Source organism: Methylobacterium sp. Leaf91 (assembly GCF_001422815.1).
GTDB lineage: Bacteria > Pseudomonadota > Alphaproteobacteria > Rhizobiales > Beijerinckiaceae > Methylobacterium.
Genome location: NZ_LMMP01000045.1, coordinates 130,930 through 147,560 on the forward strand (window position 1 = coordinate 130,930; position 16,631 = coordinate 147,560).

The 16,631-nt window shown below is 66.7% G+C and carries 15 protein-coding genes; 7 read left to right on the plus strand and 8 right to left on the minus strand.

All coding sequences use genetic code 11. From position 1 onward, the window contains the following. Nucleotides 1–9: 9 nt before the first annotated feature. Together ASF32_RS19150 and ASF32_RS19155 are read right to left on the minus strand one after the other, a co-directional pair. Entirely contained in the window at nucleotides 10–450 is a 441-nt protein-coding gene (locus tag ASF32_RS19150) for a response regulator (RefSeq protein ID WP_056432039.1), read from the minus strand. Next, a complete protein-coding gene (locus ASF32_RS19155; protein ID WP_056432044.1) occupies nucleotides 443–1,567 on the minus strand; it encodes a histidine kinase dimerization/phosphoacceptor domain -containing protein in 1,125 nt (374 codons plus the stop codon). Before ASF32_RS19155 ends, ASF32_RS19150 begins: the two co-directional genes overlap by 8 nt. 400 nt (nucleotides 1,568–1,967) lie before the next feature. Between ASF32_RS19155 and ASF32_RS19160 the strand changes: the two genes are divergently transcribed. Both ASF32_RS19160 and ASF32_RS19165 read left to right on the plus strand, forming a co-directional pair. Beyond that, complete coding sequence (locus ASF32_RS19160; protein WP_200919193.1) at nucleotides 1,968–3,167, plus strand: patatin-like phospholipase family protein; 1,200 nt, start codon at nucleotides 1,968–1,970, stop codon at nucleotides 3,165–3,167. A gap of 137 nt (nucleotides 3,168–3,304) precedes the next feature. Then, nucleotides 3,305–4,930, plus strand: a complete 1,626-nt coding sequence (locus ASF32_RS19165) for an ABC-F family ATP-binding cassette domain-containing protein (RefSeq protein WP_056432047.1) — start codon at nucleotides 3,305–3,307, stop codon at nucleotides 4,928–4,930. Between the two features lie 319 nt (nucleotides 4,931–5,249). On the opposite strand, the gene ASF32_RS19170 is transcribed toward ASF32_RS19165, so the two are convergent. After that, nucleotides 5,250–5,378 carry a hypothetical protein gene (locus ASF32_RS19170; protein WP_018045197.1) on the minus strand — a complete coding sequence of 43 codons (129 nt, stop codon included), beginning with the start codon at nucleotides 5,376–5,378 and terminating at the stop codon, nucleotides 5,250–5,252. 152 nt (nucleotides 5,379–5,530) lie between these two features. Here ASF32_RS19170 and ASF32_RS19175 point away from each other — a divergent pair, with 152 nt between their 5' ends. Further along, complete coding sequence (locus tag ASF32_RS19175) at nucleotides 5,531–6,778, plus strand: nucleoside transporter C-terminal domain-containing protein (protein ID WP_056432049.1); 1,248 nt, start codon at nucleotides 5,531–5,533, stop codon at nucleotides 6,776–6,778. Nucleotides 6,779–6,788: 10 nt separating this feature from the next. On the opposite strand, the gene minE is transcribed toward ASF32_RS19175, so the two are convergent. From minE to minC (ASF32_RS19195), 4 genes are all read right to left on the minus strand, one after another. After that, nucleotides 6,789–7,094: a cell division topological specificity factor MinE gene (gene minE, locus ASF32_RS19180; protein ID WP_018045195.1), complete on the minus strand. Its 306-nt coding sequence runs from the start codon at nucleotides 7,092–7,094 to the stop codon at nucleotides 6,789–6,791. After that, the gene (gene minD / locus ASF32_RS19185) at nucleotides 7,091–7,906 is read right to left on the minus strand and encodes a septum site-determining protein MinD (protein WP_018045194.1); all 816 of its coding nucleotides are present in this window, start codon (nucleotides 7,904–7,906) and stop codon (nucleotides 7,091–7,093) included. The genes minE and minD overlap by 4 nt, the downstream gene beginning before the upstream one ends. Nucleotides 7,907–7,920: 14 nt before the next feature. Further along, nucleotides 7,921–8,619, minus strand: coding sequence for a septum site-determining protein MinC (gene minC / locus ASF32_RS19190; RefSeq protein WP_056432051.1), 699 nt, complete (start codon nucleotides 8,617–8,619; stop codon nucleotides 7,921–7,923). A 121-nt stretch (nucleotides 8,620–8,740) separates the two neighbouring features. Beyond that, entirely contained in the window at nucleotides 8,741–9,439 is a 699-nt protein-coding gene (minC, locus tag ASF32_RS19195; RefSeq protein ID WP_244477880.1) for a septum site-determining protein MinC, read from the minus strand. A gap of 176 nt (nucleotides 9,440–9,615) precedes the next feature. On the opposite strand from minC (ASF32_RS19195), the gene ASF32_RS19200 reads away from it, so the two are divergent. From ASF32_RS19200 to ASF32_RS19215, 4 genes are all read left to right on the plus strand, one after another. After that, nucleotides 9,616–10,632, plus strand: coding sequence for a metalloregulator ArsR/SmtB family transcription factor (locus ASF32_RS19200; protein ID WP_056432055.1), 1,017 nt, complete (start codon nucleotides 9,616–9,618; stop codon nucleotides 10,630–10,632). A 65-nt stretch (nucleotides 10,633–10,697) separates the two neighbouring features. Then, nucleotides 10,698–11,618 carry a methylenetetrahydrofolate reductase [NAD(P)H] gene (gene metF / locus ASF32_RS19205; RefSeq protein ID WP_056432058.1) on the plus strand — a complete coding sequence of 307 codons (921 nt, stop codon included), beginning with the start codon at nucleotides 10,698–10,700 and terminating at the stop codon, nucleotides 11,616–11,618. Nucleotides 11,619–11,775: 157 nt separating this feature from the next. Next, a complete protein-coding gene (metH, locus tag ASF32_RS19210) occupies nucleotides 11,776–15,528 on the plus strand; it encodes a methionine synthase (RefSeq protein WP_056432060.1) in 3,753 nt (1,250 codons plus the stop codon). 168 nt (nucleotides 15,529–15,696) lie between these two features. Next, entirely contained in the window at nucleotides 15,697–16,128 is a 432-nt protein-coding gene (locus tag ASF32_RS19215; RefSeq protein WP_056432068.1) for a hypothetical protein, read from the plus strand. Nucleotides 16,129–16,149: 21 nt separating this feature from the next. Here the strand turns inward: ASF32_RS19215 and ASF32_RS19220 are convergent, their stop codons facing one another. Next, nucleotides 16,150–16,371, minus strand: coding sequence for a hypothetical protein (locus ASF32_RS19220; protein ID WP_056432071.1), 222 nt, complete (start codon nucleotides 16,369–16,371; stop codon nucleotides 16,150–16,152). Nucleotides 16,372–16,631: the final 260 nt, after the last annotated feature.

The window sequence follows — 16,631 nt, forward strand, 5'->3', positions numbered from 1 at the left end:
ACCGAGGGATCAGGCGCCGAGACTGGCGAGATAACCCGGCGCGAGCCGAAGGCCGAGGGGCAGGGTGGTGACCGGCGGCGGGGTTCGGATGCATTCCTCGAGAAAGATCATCGTGTCCCCGATGACGGCTTCCGAGAACGGCTTGGCGATCACCGCCACCGCACCGGCGAAGTCGTCGTGAAAGCGGCTGGCATTCGCGGTGAGGAAGACCAGAGTCATCGTGGGCTCGTCGGCCAGATTCCTGGCCACGTCGAGACCGGACGAGCCGCCCTTGAGTTGCAGGTCGATGAGGACGATGTCGGGCCGCGTCCGCCGGGCCACCGCGATGGCGTCGCTCGCGGAGACCGCCGTGCCCACGACCTCGTGTCCGGCTTCTTCCAGCAGCATTTCGAGCTGCATCACGATCAGGGCTTCGTCTTCGACGACGACGATCCGCAGAGGTTCACTCACGGTGCGTTCCTGTTGCCGGTCCCGTCGCGGGGAGGCGGATCTCGATCCGCGTCCCGGGCTCGGCCTGATGCCAAGCGATAGCGGCATTCAGCTGGCGCACAAGGCTCTCGATCAGGCGCTTCCCGAAAGTCCGGTCTCGAGCCACGTCCGGCGGCATGCCGATCCCGTCATCGGCGATCGTGATGCGGATCATGTCGCCCTCGGGCTTCACCGAAAGCGACAGCTGGCCTGTGGCATCGCGCGGGAACGCGTGTTTCAGTGCGTTGGTGAGCAGCTCGTTCATGACGAGGGCGACCGGCGGCGCCTGTTCGACGGCGACCTCGACGGGAACGAGGTCGAAATCGAGCTCGATCCCCTGTCGCCCGGAGCCACGCACCAGATCGACGGCGAGTTCGCGCGCGAAGGCGGCGACGTCGAAACGCTGGACGTCGTTGGACTGGTAGAGCCGCTTGTGCACCGTGCCGAGGGCTTCGACCCGGGCCAGCATGGATTTGAGCGACGCCTTCGCATCGGGGTCGGTGATCGTCCGCGTCTGCAGGGTCAGCAGCGAGGCGATCATCTGGAGGTTGTTCTTCACCCGGTGGTCCACCTCGTGGACCAGCATCGTCTTGGCGGCCAGCGCTTCGGTCAGCTCTTTCGTGCGCTTCTGTACCTCGCGCTCGAAATGCAGTCTTTCGTTGCGCGTCTGCATGAGCGTGTCGATCCGGTCCGAGACGTCGAGCTGCGAGGCGAAGAAATACACCGTCTCGCCGTCGTCGTTGATCACCGGGCTGACATACAGCGCGTTCCAGAACTGGGTGCCGTCCTTGCGATAATTGAGGATGTCGACGGCGATGTCGCGTTTGGCCGTGACCGCGTCACGGATCTTGCGCACGGTGCCGGGATCCGTCTGCTCACCCTGCAGGAAGCGGCAATTCTGGCCCATGATCTCGGGCCGGCTGTAGCCGGTCATCTTGAGAAACGCATCGTTGACGAAGACGATGGGATTGTCATCCTGCCGAGGGTCGGTGATCAGCATCGCCATGCGCGTCGCGCGGATGGCCGCCGCGAAAGGATCGCCCCTGCCGTGCTCGGCCCCCAATCGGTCGGTGAGGTGCCAGGCGTCGTCCGGTTCCATTTTGCCTTCCTGTGCTGACCGGCGCGTCTCGCGGCCAGAGCAAATGTCGTCAGTCACGACAAGGTTGCCTTCAGTATCACGAGGATCCGCATCGATCCGTCATGACGCGCGAAAGTTTGGCGACAAAGCCGTTATGAGCTGAGGTCAACGACATAGAGTACGTCTTTCAATCGACAAGCTTCGTCTTTTGGTTCTGTTTCCCCTCTTTTGATGCATTTCTTACGGAGCGTGTGCCTGAACACGGCGGGATAACCGTTGCTGTTCCATCACGTGCTCAACGTTTCGGCACGACCGGGGGAGCGATGATTGCCCGCCGAACCCCGGAACGGTAGAATGGTCAAGCTCGTTATGGTCGAGCTTGACTGCTCCGTTGCCGGTCGAACGCCAGGATCATCCCGTCATGTCGACATCTCGCCGGTTCGGATGGGTCAAGGGCGCGGCCGCGCTCGCGGTGGCCGCGCAATTGGCCGCCTGCGGATCGATCCCGCGCGTGGCCTACACCGCCGATCAAGCCGCCGCCGCGGTTCCTTCCGGCATGGATCTCAGCGTGCGCGCCTATGCCGACGCGTCGGAGAGCACCTTCACCGAAATGGTGGCGCGGCCGGAGCGCTCGAAGCGCGCCTTCGCCTACCTCGCCCTGTCGGGCGGCGGCGGCGACGGAGCCTACGGCGCCGGTATCCTCAACGGCTGGTCGGAATCCGGCAAGCGGCCCGAATTCGCCCTCGTCTCCGGTGTGAGCACCGGCGCGCTGATCGCGCCCTTCGCCTTCCTCGGGCCGGCCTACGATTCCACCCTCACCGACATCTATACGAGCGGCGTCGCCTCGACCCTGGTCCAATCGCCGAGCGTGGCCAACATCGTGTTCGGATCGGGCCTGTTCGGGGATGGCCGCCTGCGCGATCTCGTGCGCCGCTACGTGACGCCCGACCTGCTCGCCGCCATCGCGGAGCAGCACGCCAAGGGCCGCCGCCTCCTCGTGGTGACGACGAACCTCGATTCCCAGCGCGCCGTCATCTGGAACATGGGCGCCATCGCGGCCAATGGCGGTCCCAATGCCGTTTCGCTGTTCACGGATGTGCTCACGGCCTCCGCCAGCATCCCGGCCGTGTTCCCGCCCCAGCTCCTCGACGTGCAGGCCGAGGGCAGGGCTTTCCAGGAGATGCATGTGGACGGGTCGGTGGTGACGCCGGTCTTCACCCTCCCGCAATCGTTCCTGCTGCGGGACAACCGCCTGCGGACGGCGGGCAAGACCGACATCTACGTCATCATCAACGGACGTCTCGAGCCGGAATTCGACGTGGCGCAGAACAACACGCTGTCCATCGTCGAGCGCTCCTTCACCACCGCGAGCCGGGCGCGCAGCCGCGCCACCCTGGCCGCCACCTACGCCTTCACCCGCGGCAGCGGCATGGGCTTCAACCTCACCTATATCGACGAGGCCGCGCCGAACACGACGACGGCGCGGGGGTTCGACACCGGCTACATGCGCCAGCTCTACGAGAGAGGGCGCGAGACCGGACGGACCGGAAGCTTCTGGCAGAAGAACGTCCCCACCGCTCCCCTCGTCAAGGCGATCGCCGCCGGCGCCGCGCGGAACTGACCGGCCGGCACCATCCCCCGGTGGGGTGGTGCCCTGCGCGGCCCGCTCTCGCGCTCGTTGCTGCACTGCGATAGGAGGAGGGACATCCTCCCGTGTGGCCACCGGCCCGCATCTCCCCTGCGTTTGGCCGTTGACCCATGATCCAGATCGAAGACCTCACTTTCAGCGCCTGGGGCCGGCGCTTCTTCGACCGCGCGAGCGTGGCCGTCCCGCCCGGATCGAAGGTCGGGCTCGTCGGCCGTAACGGTGTCGGCAAATCGACCCTGTTCAAGATCATCCTCGGCGAGTTCCAGCCCGATAGCGGCGTGATCCTGCTGCCGAAGAATGCCCGCGTCGCCTCCGTCGACCAGGAGCATCCGGCGACACCCGTCACCCTCATCGACACCATCCTGGCCGCGGATATCGAGCGCGAGGCCCTGAACCTCGAACTCGAAACCGCCGAACCCGAGCGCATGGGCGAGATCTACGGCAGGCTGATCGAGATCGACGCCGACCGGGCGCCGGCCCGGGCGGGCGAAATTCTCGCCGGCCTCGGCTTCTCGGTGGAGGACCTGACCCGGCCGATGTCGGAATTCTCCGGCGGCTGGCGCATGCGCGTGGCGCTGGCCGCCGCGCTCTTCGCCGAGCCGGACATGCTGCTCCTCGACGAGCCCACCAACTACCTCGATCTGGAAGGCGCCCTCTGGCTGGAGGCGCGGCTGAAGCGCTATCCGCATTCGGCGCTCATCATCAGCCACGACCGCGAGCTTCTGAACAACTCGGTGGACGCGATCCTTCACGTCGCCAACGGCAAGCTCGAACTCTATACCGGCGGTTACGACGATTTCGAGAAGCGCCGGGCCGAGAAGGCACGGCTGCAGGCCTCGACCAAGATGAAGCAAGACGCCGAGCGCGCTCATTTGCAGAGCTTCGTCGACCGGTTCAAGGCGTCGGCCTCCAAGGCGGCGCAGGCCCAGTCGCGCATGAAGCGTCTCGCCAAGATGGAGCCGATCTCCACCACCATCGAGGAGCATGTGGCCCCGTTCCACCTGCCTTCGCCGAAGCGTCCGCTGGCGCCGCCGCTGATGCATCTCACCGATGCCACCATCGGCTATGGCAATGACGAGCCGGTGCTGCGCGACCTCAACCTGACCCTCGACGTCGATGACCGGATCGGATTGCTGGGGGTGAACGGTGCCGGCAAGTCGACCTTCGCCAAGATGGCGGCCGGCGCCCTGAAGGTGCGGGACGGGCGCATGGTGCGTGAGGGCCGGGTGCAGGTCGGCTGGTTTCACCAGCACCAGATCGAAGCCCTCGACCCGAAAGACACGCCCCTCGACATCATCCGCCGCGAGCGGCCGGACGACAGCGAATCCGGGCGCCGCGCGAAGCTCGCCAGTTTCGGCCTCGCCTTCGACAAGCAGGAGACCACGGTCGACGCGCTCTCGGGTGGCGAGCGGGCGAGACTCCTGCTCAATCTCGTGGCGATGCAGGCACCCCACCTGCTCATCCTCGACGAGCCGACGAACCATCTCGACATCGACAGCCGCCGGGCCTTGCTCGACGCGCTGAACGATTACGGCGGCGCCGTCATCCTCATCACCCACGACCGTTCGCTGATGGAACTGGTGGCCGACCGCCTCTGGCTCGCCGCCGACCGGACGGTGAAGCCCTTCGCCGGCGACATGGACGATTACGCCCGCTTCGTCCTCGACCGGTCGAAGACCGGCAAGACCGCGCCGGGGCAGGGCCGGGAGAAGAAGGGAAAACGCAAGGCGGCGTGAGGACGAGAGGTTTCGCGTTGGGATAGAGCTGACGCGTATCGCCCTCAGGCCCGAACGAATCCGCCGTCACTCCCCTCCCCCGTGCTTCCTGGGATTCACACAACTGCTTTTCCCAAGCAGAGCGCGTCCCTCTCCCCCTTGTGTGGAGAGGTTAGGAGTGGGGGTGGCTCCGCCTGCCTCCGAAGCAGCAGGAGGGTCGCCCAACCACCCCCACCTCCAACTCCTCCCCACAAGGGGGAGGAGAGCCGCGCAGCCCTCGAACCATGTGAACTTCGTAGCCCCTCTCCCCGCGTGCGAGGAGAGGAGATGTTCGTGGAGCTTACTTCCGCAGGATCTTCGTCACGAGGCGGCCGATCGGGTTGCTCGAATCGTAGTTGCGGTCGTCGCGGACGACGGGGCGGTTGTCGTTGCCGAGAAGCTTGGTGACGAGGCGTCCGATGAGGCTCATGGCTGTATCCCTTCAAACCGGTTATGCGCCGCATTACGGCGCAGCTTGACGGTCAACACGCCGGACGTCCTCCCGTTCCGGATGAACCCCCACATGACGTGCGCCCGTCCCGGCATCGCCCTTGCTCCTCTCGGGCCGAAAGAGGAGGCACGATGACCGAGCGACTGCTCCATGCCGGCGCGAGCCTCGCGCTGCTCCTCGCGATCGCGATCCTGTTCTCCACCAACCGCCGGGCGATCCGACCCCGGACCGTCATCTCGGCCCTTGCCCTGCAGATCGCGATCGGCGCGGTCGTGCTGTTCGTGCCCGTGGGGCGGCAGGTCCTCGACGCGGCCTCCACCCTCGTCCAGACAATTCTGGCTTATGGCGATCGCGGGGTCCTGTTCCTGTTCGGCGGCCTCGTCGAGCCGCGCATGTTCGAACTCTTCGGCGGCAGCGGCTTCATCCTGGCCCTGCGGGTGCTGCCGCAGATCCTCTACGTCTCGGCGCTGATCGCGATCCTGTATCATCTGAGGGTGATGCAGACCCTGGCCCGCCTCATCGGCGCGGGACTTCAGTGGGCGCTCGGCACCTCGCCCATCGAGACCTTCTCGGCCGTCATCACCATCGTCATCGGCCAGAGCGAGATTGCCGTGGCCCTGCGGCCATTCCTGATCCTGCTGACCGGGGCCGAATTGTTCGCCGTCATGTCGAGCGGGGCCGCCTCCACCGCCGGATCGATCCTGGCCGGCTACGCCGCCTTGGGTGTGCCGATGGAGTATCTCCTCGCCGCCGGTGTCATGGCGATTCCCGGCGGGCTTCTCTACGCCAAGATCCTGATGCCCTCGACGGAGCCGACGCGGGTGACGACGATGCGGGTGGAATTCGCCGAGACGCGGGCGGTGAACCTCATCGAGGCGGCGGCCGACGGCACGCAGAAGGGCCTCGTCATCGCGGTCTCGGTGGGCGCCATGCTGATCGCCTTCACCGGGCTCATCGCCCTTCTCAACGGCATTGCCGGATGGGGCGGCGGACTGGTCGGTTATCCGTCTCTCAGTATCGAGGGAGTACTCGGGCTCGCCTTCGCGCCGCTGGCCTGGCTCATGGGCGTGCCCTGGAACGACGCGGGTCTGGTCGGCGGTGCCATCGGGCAGAAGATCGCCTTCAACGAGTTCCTGGCCTATGCGCAACTCTCGCCGACACTCAAGGCCGGCACCCTCGATGCCCGGACGACGGCCATCCTGTGCTTCGCCCTGTGCGGCTTCGCCAATCTGGCCTCCATCGCGATCCAGCTCGCGAGTCTGGCGAGCCTCGTCCCCGAGAGGAGGTCCGAGATCGCACGCTATGGAATGCGCGCGATCCTGGCTGGTACGTTGTCGAACCTGACGAGTGCGACCATCGCCGGCCTGTTCATCGGCTGACGGCGGACCCTCACGCGGCGGCGCGCTTGGCCTTGGACGGCTTGGCCGCTGCCGGGGCGGCCTTGGCCGGAGCCGTGACCGGAAGTTCGATGTCGACGCCGAGGGTCGACATGTCCTGTCCCCGTTCCAGGCGGATCTGGACCTTGTCCCGCTCCACCGTGACGTGTTTGGCGATGACGGCGAGGATCTCCTCCCGCAGGAGCATCACCAGATCGGAGCCGCCGGCCCCGGCCCGCTCGTGGGCCAGGATCAACTGGAGACGGTCACGGGCCGTGGGGGCCGAGGCGCGTTTGCTGAAGAGGTTGCGCAGGCTCATGCCGCCCTCCGGGTGAACAGCTTGTTGAGGAGAGACTTCTTGTCGGACGGCACGGTCATCGGAACCGTATCGCCCTTGAGGCGGCGGACGGCATCGATATAGGCCCGGGCCGGGGCGCTGAGCGGGTTGTTCATCGTCACCGGGCAGCCGACATTGGAGGCGCGCAGCACTTCCAGGCTCTCCGGGATAATGGCGAGCAGCGGGATCGAGAGGATCTCGAGCACGTCGTCGACCTTCAGCATGTCGCCGCGATCGGCGCGGGCGGGGTCGTAGCGGGTGAGGATGAGGTGTTTCTCCATCACCTCGCCGCGCTCGGCCTTCAGCGTCTTGGAATCCAGGAGACCGATGATGCGGTCGGAATCGCGGACCGAAGAGACTTCCGGGTTCGTGACGACGACGGCGAGGTCGGCGTGACGCATGGCCAGGGTGGCTCCGCGCTCGATGCCGGCTGGGGAATCGCAGATCACCCAGTCGAACTTCTCGCGCAGCTCTTCCATCACCTTGGCGACGCCCTCGTCGGTGAGGGCGTCCTTGTCGCGGGTCTGCGATGCGGGCAGCAGCGACAGGTTCTCGAGCCGCTTGTCGCGGATCAGCGCCTGGTTGAGCTTGGCGTCGCCGTTGACCACGTTGATGAGGTCGTAGACCACGCGCCGCTCGGCGCCCATCACGAGGTCGAGGTTACGCAGGCCGACGTCGAAATCGACGACGGCGACGCTCTGTCCGGCCTGCGCGAGTGCTGCGCCGAGAGCCGCTGTGGTGGTCGTCTTGCCGACGCCGCCCTTGCCCGAAGTAACGACCAGAACCTTGGCCATGTTCGTATCTCTCCTTAATCCAAGGTTGCCATTTTGATGGAGCCGCTATCGAGCCAGATCTGCACGGGTTTCCCGCGCAGGGTCGTGCCCATGTCCTCGGCCGTGCGGACGAGGCGATCGATCCCGAGCAATTCGGGCTCGAACTTGCGGCAGTAGATGCGGGCGCGGGGGTTGCGGGCGGCGCCGGCGATGGCGCGCCCCCGCAATGCGCCGTAGACGTGGATCGAGCCGCCGGCGAGGATCTCGGCGCCGGAGGCGACCGAACCCATGACGGTGACGTCACCGGTCGGATGCACGATGGACTGGCCGGAACGGACCGACCCTTCGATCATGAGGGAGGTGGTCTCGGGCTCGGCATCGCCCGGGATCTCGATGCTGGTCGCCGGCCGTCCCGCCACCAGAAGCGGGGGGAGGGCGATGCCGTCGAGCAAGGTCTTGCCCGAGAGCGTGGCTTCCGCGCCCTCGATGCCGAGGATGCGGATGCGGCGGGTGCCGAGATCGGCCAGCAGCTTGCCCACCACGTCCGGGTCAGACCCGAGCGCCGCGATGTCGAGGATGAGGGGGCGGCCGTCGAACAGGGTCGGCGACCGCTTCAGCGAGGCGTCCAGATCGGCGAACCAATCGGGAAGCGGAGCTTCCGGAGCCAGGACGAGTGCCTTGAAGGCACGGCCTCGTAGCGTCACGGATCGGCGGGATGGAGGGGCGTGTGTCACGGGCTCTCGCGATTCCTTACCGAACCATTGACGGTCCTTATGGTTACCGCTTGGTTAACGAGCCGGCTTTCTGTGATCCTGTGACCCTATAATCCTGCGATCCCGGGTTCCTGTGTCGGCGCTACTCCAGCGCGGCGACCTTGATCGCATCGCCTTCCAGGCGGATCTGCGCCGGTTGGCCCCGGCGGTCCGGCCCGAGATCGTCGGCCGTCCGGTAGAGACCGTCGATGGCGAGCAGTTCCGGCTCGAACTTGCGGCAGGTGATGCGGGCATCGGGATTGCCGGATGCGCCCGCGATGGCCCGCCCCCGCAGCGCTCCATAGATATGGATCGAGCCGCCGGCGATCACTTCCGCCCCGGAGGCCACCGATCCCATGATGGTGATGTCGCCTTCGAGATGCAGGATCGTCTGGCCCGACCGGACCGGCTGGTCGAGGATCAGCGAGCGGGCGGCGCGCGGCGGCTCCGCGTGCGTCGGCGCGGGCGCGTCCGGCGTGGCGACCTCGTCCACCGGCCGTCCGCCGGCCGGGGCGGGGGGCAGCCCCTCGCCGAGGCTGCCGGATTTGGCTCCCTCGATCCCCATCACGGTGACGTCGCGGGCCTTGAGCTCGGAGACCAGGGCGGTGAGGTCCGCCCGGTCGAGGCCGAGGCCGGACACGTCGAGGATCACCGGGCGCCCCACGAAGAAGGCGGGGGAGCGCCGGGCCAGCGCGTCGAGGTCTTCGAGCCAGTCATGCACCGGTGCCGAGGGGGCCAGCACCAGGGCCATGAAGGAGCGGCCACGGAAACGGATTGGGGGACGGGAATTCGGCTGGGTCACGCGGGGGCGTTTCTGTTGTTCCGGAATCGAAAAGGGACTTCTTGAGCCGACCATATCGGCAGATCGCCCGGAACGCTCCCCTCCCGGCATCGTCGCCCACGCCTGTTTCTCTCATGCCTCCGGCCAGCCGCCGTTTCCCCTTGCCATGCGCCCGGATCGAACATAAAGATATCTTTATGTCTCAAGAGAGCGCCAAGGCGACACTCGTCCTTCCTTTCTCCGATGCCCTCGGTGTGCTGCGCGCCACCGCGGAAGAGACGCGCCTGCGCATCCTCGCTTTGCTGATGCAGGGGGAATTGTCGGTCTCCGATCTCACCGACATTCTCGGCCAGTCACAGCCCCGCATCTCGCGCCATCTCAAGCTTCTGGTCGAGGCGGGTCTGGTGGAGCGGCATCGCGAGGGAGCCTGGGCGTTCTTCCGGCTGATCGAGGCGAGGACCGGGCTGGTGGAGCCCCTGGTCGGCGGTCTCGACCGGTCGAGCCCGCCTCTGTCCGAGGATCGGGCCCGGTTGGAGGGTGTGCGGGCCCAGCGCGCGGATGCCGCGCAGAGCTTCTTCGCCCGCCTCGCCCCGAAATGGGACCAGCTCCGCTCGCTCCACGTGCCGGAGGCGATGGTGGAGGCGGCGGTGATCGACGCCCTTGGATCGCGGCCGGTGCGGAGCCTGATCGATCTCGGCACCGGCACGGGGCGGATGCTCGGACTTCTCGCGCCGAGGGCCTCCCGCGCCACGGGGCTCGATTCGAGCCACGCCATGCTCTCCGTCGCCCGCGCCAATCTGGAGCGGGCCGGCCTGTCCGGCGTGGACCTGCGCCAGGGCGACATCCATGCGCCACCCTTCGGCCGGGGCAGCTTCGACCTCGTGGTGGTGCATCAGGTGCTGCATTATCTCGACGACCCCGCCCGTGCGCTCCGTGAGGCGGCACGGCTCGTGGCGCCCGGAGGCCGGCTGCTGGTGGTGGATTTCGCGCCGCACGATCTCGAATTCTTGCGCGAGGAGCAGGCCCATCGCCGCCTCGGCTTCGCCGCCGAGCAGGTGACGAGCTGGCTCGCCGATGCCGGGCTCGGCATGGTGGCGACACGCCATCTCGCCCCGGCCGACGAGAGCGGGCACCAGCTCACCGTGACCCTCTGGCTCGCCGCCTCGGCGGCCGAGCCGACCCTCGCTTCCGAGGCGGAGCGCGCGGTGGCCTGACCGGCCGCCACGGATTCCCGCCTCGACGACACACGTCTGAACCGAAAGATCTTGAGGACGACCCAATGCCCACCGCTTCCCATCACCGCGCCAGCCGCGACGGCTACCGTCCGATCCAGGTCTCCATCGAGTTCTTCCCGCCGAAGACTGACGAGATGGAGAAGGTCCTGTGGTCGTCGATCGAGCGGCTCGCCCCGCTCCAGCCGAAATTCGTCTCGGTGACCTATGGGGCCGGCGGCTCCACCCGCGAGCGCACCCACAACACCGTGGCGCGGATGATCAAGGAGACGAGCCTCAAGCCCGCCGCCCATCTCACCTGCGTGGACGCCACCCGGGAGGAGATCGACGAGGTCGTGCAATCCTATTGGGATGCCGGGGTACGCCACATCGTGGCCCTGCGCGGCGACCCGCAGGACGGCGTCGGCACCGCCTATCGGCCGCATCCCGGCGGCTACGCCAGGACCAGCGATCTGGTGGCCGGCATCAAGCGGATCGGCGACTTCAAGGTCTCGGTCTCGGCCTATCCGGAGAAGCATCCCGAGGCCGCCACGCTCGATGCCGATATCGATGCGCTGAAGGCCAAGGTCGATGCGGGTGCCGACCAGGCGATCACGCAGTTCTTCTTCGAGAACGACGTCTATCTTCGCTACGTGGAGAAGGTGCGGGCGGCGGGGATCGAGATCCCGATCATCCCCGGCATCCTGCCGGTGCAGAACTTCAAGCAATCCGCCAATTTCGCCCGCCGCACCGGCGCCTCGGTGCCGTACTGGCTGGCCGCCAGGTTCGAGGGGCTGGACAACGATGTCGATACCCGCCGGCTGATCGCGGCGGCGGTGGCGGCCGAGCAGGTGCTCGATCTGGTGGACGAGGGGGTCAACGACTTCCATTTCTACTCGATGAACCGCTCCGACCTCGTCTATGCCATCTGCCATCTCCTCGGCCTGCGCGCGCAGGCGCCGAAGGTCGCGGCGGCGAAGGCGGCCTGAACGACCCTTGGACGGGGGCCACTCCTCCCCCTTGTGGGGAGGAGCTGGAGGTGGGGGTGGTGTCGGATACGGCGCGACATCTTCGCGGCCACCCCCACCCCTGACCCCTCCCCACAAGGGGGAGGGGGATCATCTGCGACGGAACTTGAGAGACCCCATGACAGACCTCCGCCCCGTTGACGGAAAAGAGATCGAAACCGCCCTGCGCCAGCGGGCAGCGGAAAAAATCCTCGTCCTCGACGGGGCGATGGGCACCGTGATCCAGCGCCTCGGCTACGGCGAGGCGGATTTTCGCGGGGGGCGCTTCCTCGATCACGCGCACGACCAGAAGGGCAACAACGACCTTCTGATCCTGACGCAGCCCGACGCGATCCGGCAGATCCACCTCGACTATTTCCTGGCCGGGGCCGACGTTTGCGAAACCAACACCTTCTCGGGCACCACCATCGCCCAGGCCGATTACGGCATGGAATCGATCGTCCACGAGTTGAATGCGCAAGGCGCGCGCCTCGCCCGCGAGGCCGCCACACTGGCCGAGAAGCAGGATGGCCGCCGCCGCTTCGTGGCCGGCGCCATCGGCCCGACGAACCGCACCCTGTCGATCTCGCCGGACGTGAACAATCCCGGTTACCGGGCCGTGACCTTCGATGGGGTCAAGACCGCCTACATGGAGCAGGTGCGCGGCCTGATGGATGGCGGCGCCGAACTGATCCTGATCGAGACCATCTTCGACACGCTCAACGCCAAGGCGGCGGTCGCTGCCGCCTGGGCGGTGTTCGAGGAGCGCGGCATGGTCCTGCCGATCATGATCTCAGGCACGATCACAGATCTTTCCGGCCGCACCCTTTCGGGCCAGACCCCGGAGGCGTTCTGGAACGCGCTGCGGCATGCCAGCCCCCTCACCATCGGGCTGAATTGCGCGCTCGGCGCCAAGGAGATGCGCGGCCACATCTCGGAACTGTCGCGCATCGCCGACACCCTGGTCTGCGCCTATCCGAATGCGGGTCTTCCCAACGAATTCGGCCTCTATGATGAGAGCCCCGAAGCCATGGGCAGGCTGGTGGGTGAGTTCGCCACCGCCGGCCTCGTCAACATGGTCGGCGGCTGCTGCGGCACCACCCCGGATCATATCCGCGCCATCGCGCAGGCGGTGGAGGGCGTGAAGCCCCGCGCGATCCCGGAGGTGCCCCGCCTGATGCGCCTGTCGGGCCTCGAGCCCTTCACGCTGACGAAGGAGATCCCCTTCGTGAATGTTGGCGAGCGCACCAACGTCACCGGCTCGGCCAAATTCCGCAAGCTCATCACCGCCGGCGACTACGCGGCCGCCCTCGACGTGGCGCGCGATCAGGTGGCGGCGGGCGCCAGCATCATCGACATCAACATGGACGAGGGCCTGCTCGATTCCGAGAAGGCGATGGTCGAGTTCCTCAATCTCGTCGCCGCCGAGCCCGACATCGCCCGCGTGCCGGTGATGATCGATTCCTCGAAATTCCACGTCATCGAGGCTGGGCTCAAATGCGTCCAGGGCAAGGCGATCGTGAACTCGATCTCCATGAAGGAGGGCGTCGAGAAGTTCATCAGTGACGCCAAGGTGTGCCGCTCCTACGGCGCCGCCGTGGTGGTCATGGCCTTCGACGAGCAGGGCCAGGCCGATTCTTATGAGCGCAAGGTCGAGATCTGCACCAAGGCCTACAAGGTCCTGACCGAAGAGGTCGGTTTCCCGCCGGAAGACATCATCTTCGATCCGAACGTGTTTGCCGTCGCCACCGGCATCGAGGAGCATAACGGCTACGGTGTCGCCTTCATCGAGGCGACCAAGACCATCCGCGAGACTCTGCCCCACGCCCATATCTCGGGCGGCATCTCGAATCTCAGCTTCGCCTTCCGAGGCAACGAGCCCGTGCGCGAGGCGATGCATGCGGTGTTCCTGTACCATGCGATCCAGGTCGGCATGGATATGGGCATCGTGAATGCCGGCCAGCTGGCGATCTACGCCGAGCTTCCGGCCGAGCTGCGCGAGCTGTGCGAGGACGTCGTCCTCAACCGCCGCGACGATTCCACCGACCGGCTGCTCGATGCGGCCGCGCGCTTCAAGTCCGGCGGCGGCGTCCAGGCCAAGGCGGCCGATCTGTCCTGGCGCGAGGCTCCGGTGGCGAAGCGCATCGAGCATGCCCTGGTCAACGGGATCACCGAGTACATCCTCGTCGACACCGAAGAGGCGCGCCTCGGCGTCGAACGTCCGCTCCACGTCATCGAAGGCCCGCTGATGGCCGGCATGAACGTGGTCGGCGACCTGTTCGGCTCGGGCAAGATGTTCCTGCCGCAGGTGGTGAAGTCCGCCCGCGTGATGAAGCAGGCGGTGGCCTATCTCGAACCCTTCATGGAGGCCGAGAAGCTCGCCAATGGCGGCGACGGCAAGCGCCAGGCCGCCGGCAAGATCCTGATGGCGACGGTGAAGGGCGATGTCCACGACATCGGCAAGAACATCGTCGGCGTCGTGCTGGCCTGCAACAATTACGAGATCATCGATCTGGGCGTGATGGTGCCGGCGGCCAAGATCCTCGACGTGGCCAAGCGTGAGAATGTCGACATCGTCGGCCTGTCCGGCCTCATCACGCCCTCGCTGGACGAGATGGTTCACGTGGCGGCCGAAATGGAGCGCGAAGGTTTTTCGGTTCCCCTGCTCATCGGTGGGGCCACGACCAGCCGCGTCCACACGGCGGTGAAGATCCACCCCTCATACAATCGGGGTCAGACCGTCTACGTGACGGATGCGAGCCGTGCGGTCGGCGTGGTCTCCAGCCTGCTCTCGAAGGAGACGCGGGACACCACCATCGCCAACATCCAGGCCGAGTACCGCAAGGTCTCGGACGCGCATGCCCGCTCGGAGCTCGACAAGCAGCGCCTGCCGCTCGCCAAAGCCCGCGCCAACCCGTTCAAGATCGACTGGTCGGGTTACCGTCCAACGAAGCCGAGCTTCACCGGCGTGCGGGTCTATTCCTCCTACGAGGTCGCCGACCTCGTGCCGTATATCGACTGGACGCCGTTCCTGCAGACCTACGAGTTCAAGGGCCGCTACCCGGCGATCTTCGAGGACCCGAACCAGGGTCCCGCCGCCAAGGCCCTGTTCGACGACGCTCAGGAGATGCTGAAACAGATCGTCGACGAGCGCTGGTTCAACCCGAAGGCGATCATCGGCTTCTGGCCCGCCAACAGCGTCGGCGACGACATCACCCTGTTCACCGGCGAGAGCCGGTCGGAGAAGCTTGCGACCTTCCACGGCCTGCGCCAGCAATTGTCGAAGCGCGACGGGCGCGCCAATACCTGCCTGTCCGATTTCGTAGCGCCGAAGGAGACGGGCATCGGCGATTACGTCGGCGGCTTCGTGGTCACGGCCGGCCTGGAAGAGGTGCGGATCGCCGAGCGCTTCGAGCGCGCCAACGACGATTACCGCTCGATCCTGGTTAAGGCGCTCGCCGACCGCATCGCCGAGGCGCTGGCCGAGCGCATGCACGAGCGGGTGCGCAAGGAGTTCTGGGGCTATGCCGCCGACGAGACCTTCGCCCCCGAAGACCTCGTGCGCGAGGACTATGCCGGCATCCGCCCGGCACCCGGCTATCCTTCCCAGCCCGACCACACCGAGAAGGTCACCCTGTTCGACCTGCTCAAGGCCGAGTCGCGCATCGGCGTGAAGCTCACCGAGAGCTATGCCATGTGGCCCGGCTCGTCGGTCTCCGGCCTCTACATCGCCCACCCGGAAGCGCATTACTTCGGCGTCGCCAAGGTGGAGCGCGATCAGGTGGAGGATTACGCGTTGCGCAAGGGCATGGACCTGCGCGAGGTGGAGCGCTGGCTCGGCCCCATCCTCAACTACGACCCGGCCCGCTACCTCGCGGCGGCCGCCGAATGACGCCGGATCTCGGTGAGCCTGACCGATGCGGCAGGCTCACCGAGGCGTGGCATAAGCCGCGCGATCTGGTGGAATGGCGCTCTGTGTGTCCGGCGGAGGCTTGACCGTGGTCTCCGTCGCGCTTCAATGCGATCCCTTGATCGATGGCTTGAGCGGAGCGCGACCACGTTGAACCGGACCACCGGAATTCTGGCCGTCGCGGTCACGCTCGCTTTGGGAGTCTCCGGCTGCACCGGTTTCTCCTATCTGTCGAAGAACTACGCCGCTGTGGGCGTCCAGATCGTGACGATCGGCTGCAAGGACCCGTATTCCGTCTACGACCAGCGCCGTGTGAACAAGATGCTCGTCGTCTCCGATGGATTGCGGGAGATCACGGGGTGCGGCATCGACGAGCGCTATGACGGGCAGGGCGGCCCGGCGGAGACCCGCGCCAAGCGCTTGCGCGAGGCGGCCCGCACCTTCCTCGACGAGACCGCCCGAGAGAATTGCAAGATCACCGGGGAAGCGGTCTTCTCCGACCTGCAGACCGAGTTCTCCTATATCTGCAAGCCGACGCCGGAAGAGCGCGGCCTGAAGGTGCCGAGACTTCCCGGTCGCTGAGGGAAGCGCTGGTCCGGCGCCCTAATCGCCGTTCGTGGAGGACGGGCGCGGGAACGTCCGTTCCGCCGCATCCCCCGATGCCGCGAGCAGGGCACGGGCGAGGTCGCGGGCCTCGCGCCGGTCGAGGGCCAGAATGGCCGTGAAGGGTGCCCCGGATAGGTCCGCGAGGCCGAGTTCGAGCCGCACACCGTCCGGCAATGCGGCGACGGCGAGACTCCAGTCCCGTTCCTGCTGCCTGTTCATGCGCCTGTCTCCCGTTCGGTTCGCCACGGCATCGGACGGGCGATGGGACGCGACCGAGCGAAGAACTCCGATGCCGCGATGCCTGGAACCGCGCATGGAATGACCGATTGCGGCCCGCAGGGCCAGAGCGGAAGCGCCGCCCGCGAAACTCTCTCGGCCGAGGAATATTGACGGGCGACGGCGGAACGGTGTTTCTCCGCCCGCGAAACGGCCGGATCGCCGGCCCGGCAGCCAATGCCCAGGAACAAGGAAACGCCGAC

Bases quoted from the DNA above. Each gene is read 5' to 3' on its own strand.
- ASF32_RS19155 (WP_056432044.1), bottom strand. From the start codon at position 1,567: ATGGAACCGGACGACGCCTGGCACCTCACCGACCGATTGGGGGCCGAG.
- ASF32_RS19160 (WP_200919193.1), top strand. From the start codon at position 1,968: ATGTCGACATCTCGCCGGTTCGGATGGGTCAAGGGCGCGGCCGCGCTC.
- ASF32_RS19165 (WP_056432047.1), top strand. From the start codon at position 3,305: ATGATCCAGATCGAAGACCTCACTTTCAGCGCCTGGGGCCGGCGCTTC.
- ASF32_RS19170 (WP_018045197.1), bottom strand. From the start codon at position 5,378: ATGAGCCTCATCGGACGCCTCGTCACCAAGCTTCTCGGCAACGACAAC.
- ASF32_RS19175 (WP_056432049.1), top strand. From the start codon at position 5,531: ATGACCGAGCGACTGCTCCATGCCGGCGCGAGCCTCGCGCTGCTCCTC.
- minE (WP_018045195.1), bottom strand. From the start codon at position 7,094: ATGAGCCTGCGCAACCTCTTCAGCAAACGCGCCTCGGCCCCCACGGCC.
- minD (WP_018045194.1), bottom strand. From the start codon at position 7,906: ATGGCCAAGGTTCTGGTCGTTACTTCGGGCAAGGGCGGCGTCGGCAAG.
- ASF32_RS19200 (WP_056432055.1), top strand. From the start codon at position 9,616: ATGTCTCAAGAGAGCGCCAAGGCGACACTCGTCCTTCCTTTCTCCGAT.
- metF (WP_056432058.1), top strand. From the start codon at position 10,698: ATGCCCACCGCTTCCCATCACCGCGCCAGCCGCGACGGCTACCGTCCG.
- metH (WP_056432060.1), top strand. From the start codon at position 11,776: ATGACAGACCTCCGCCCCGTTGACGGAAAAGAGATCGAAACCGCCCTG.
- ASF32_RS19220 (WP_056432071.1), bottom strand. From the start codon at position 16,371: ATGAACAGGCAGCAGGAACGGGACTGGAGTCTCGCCGTCGCCGCATTG.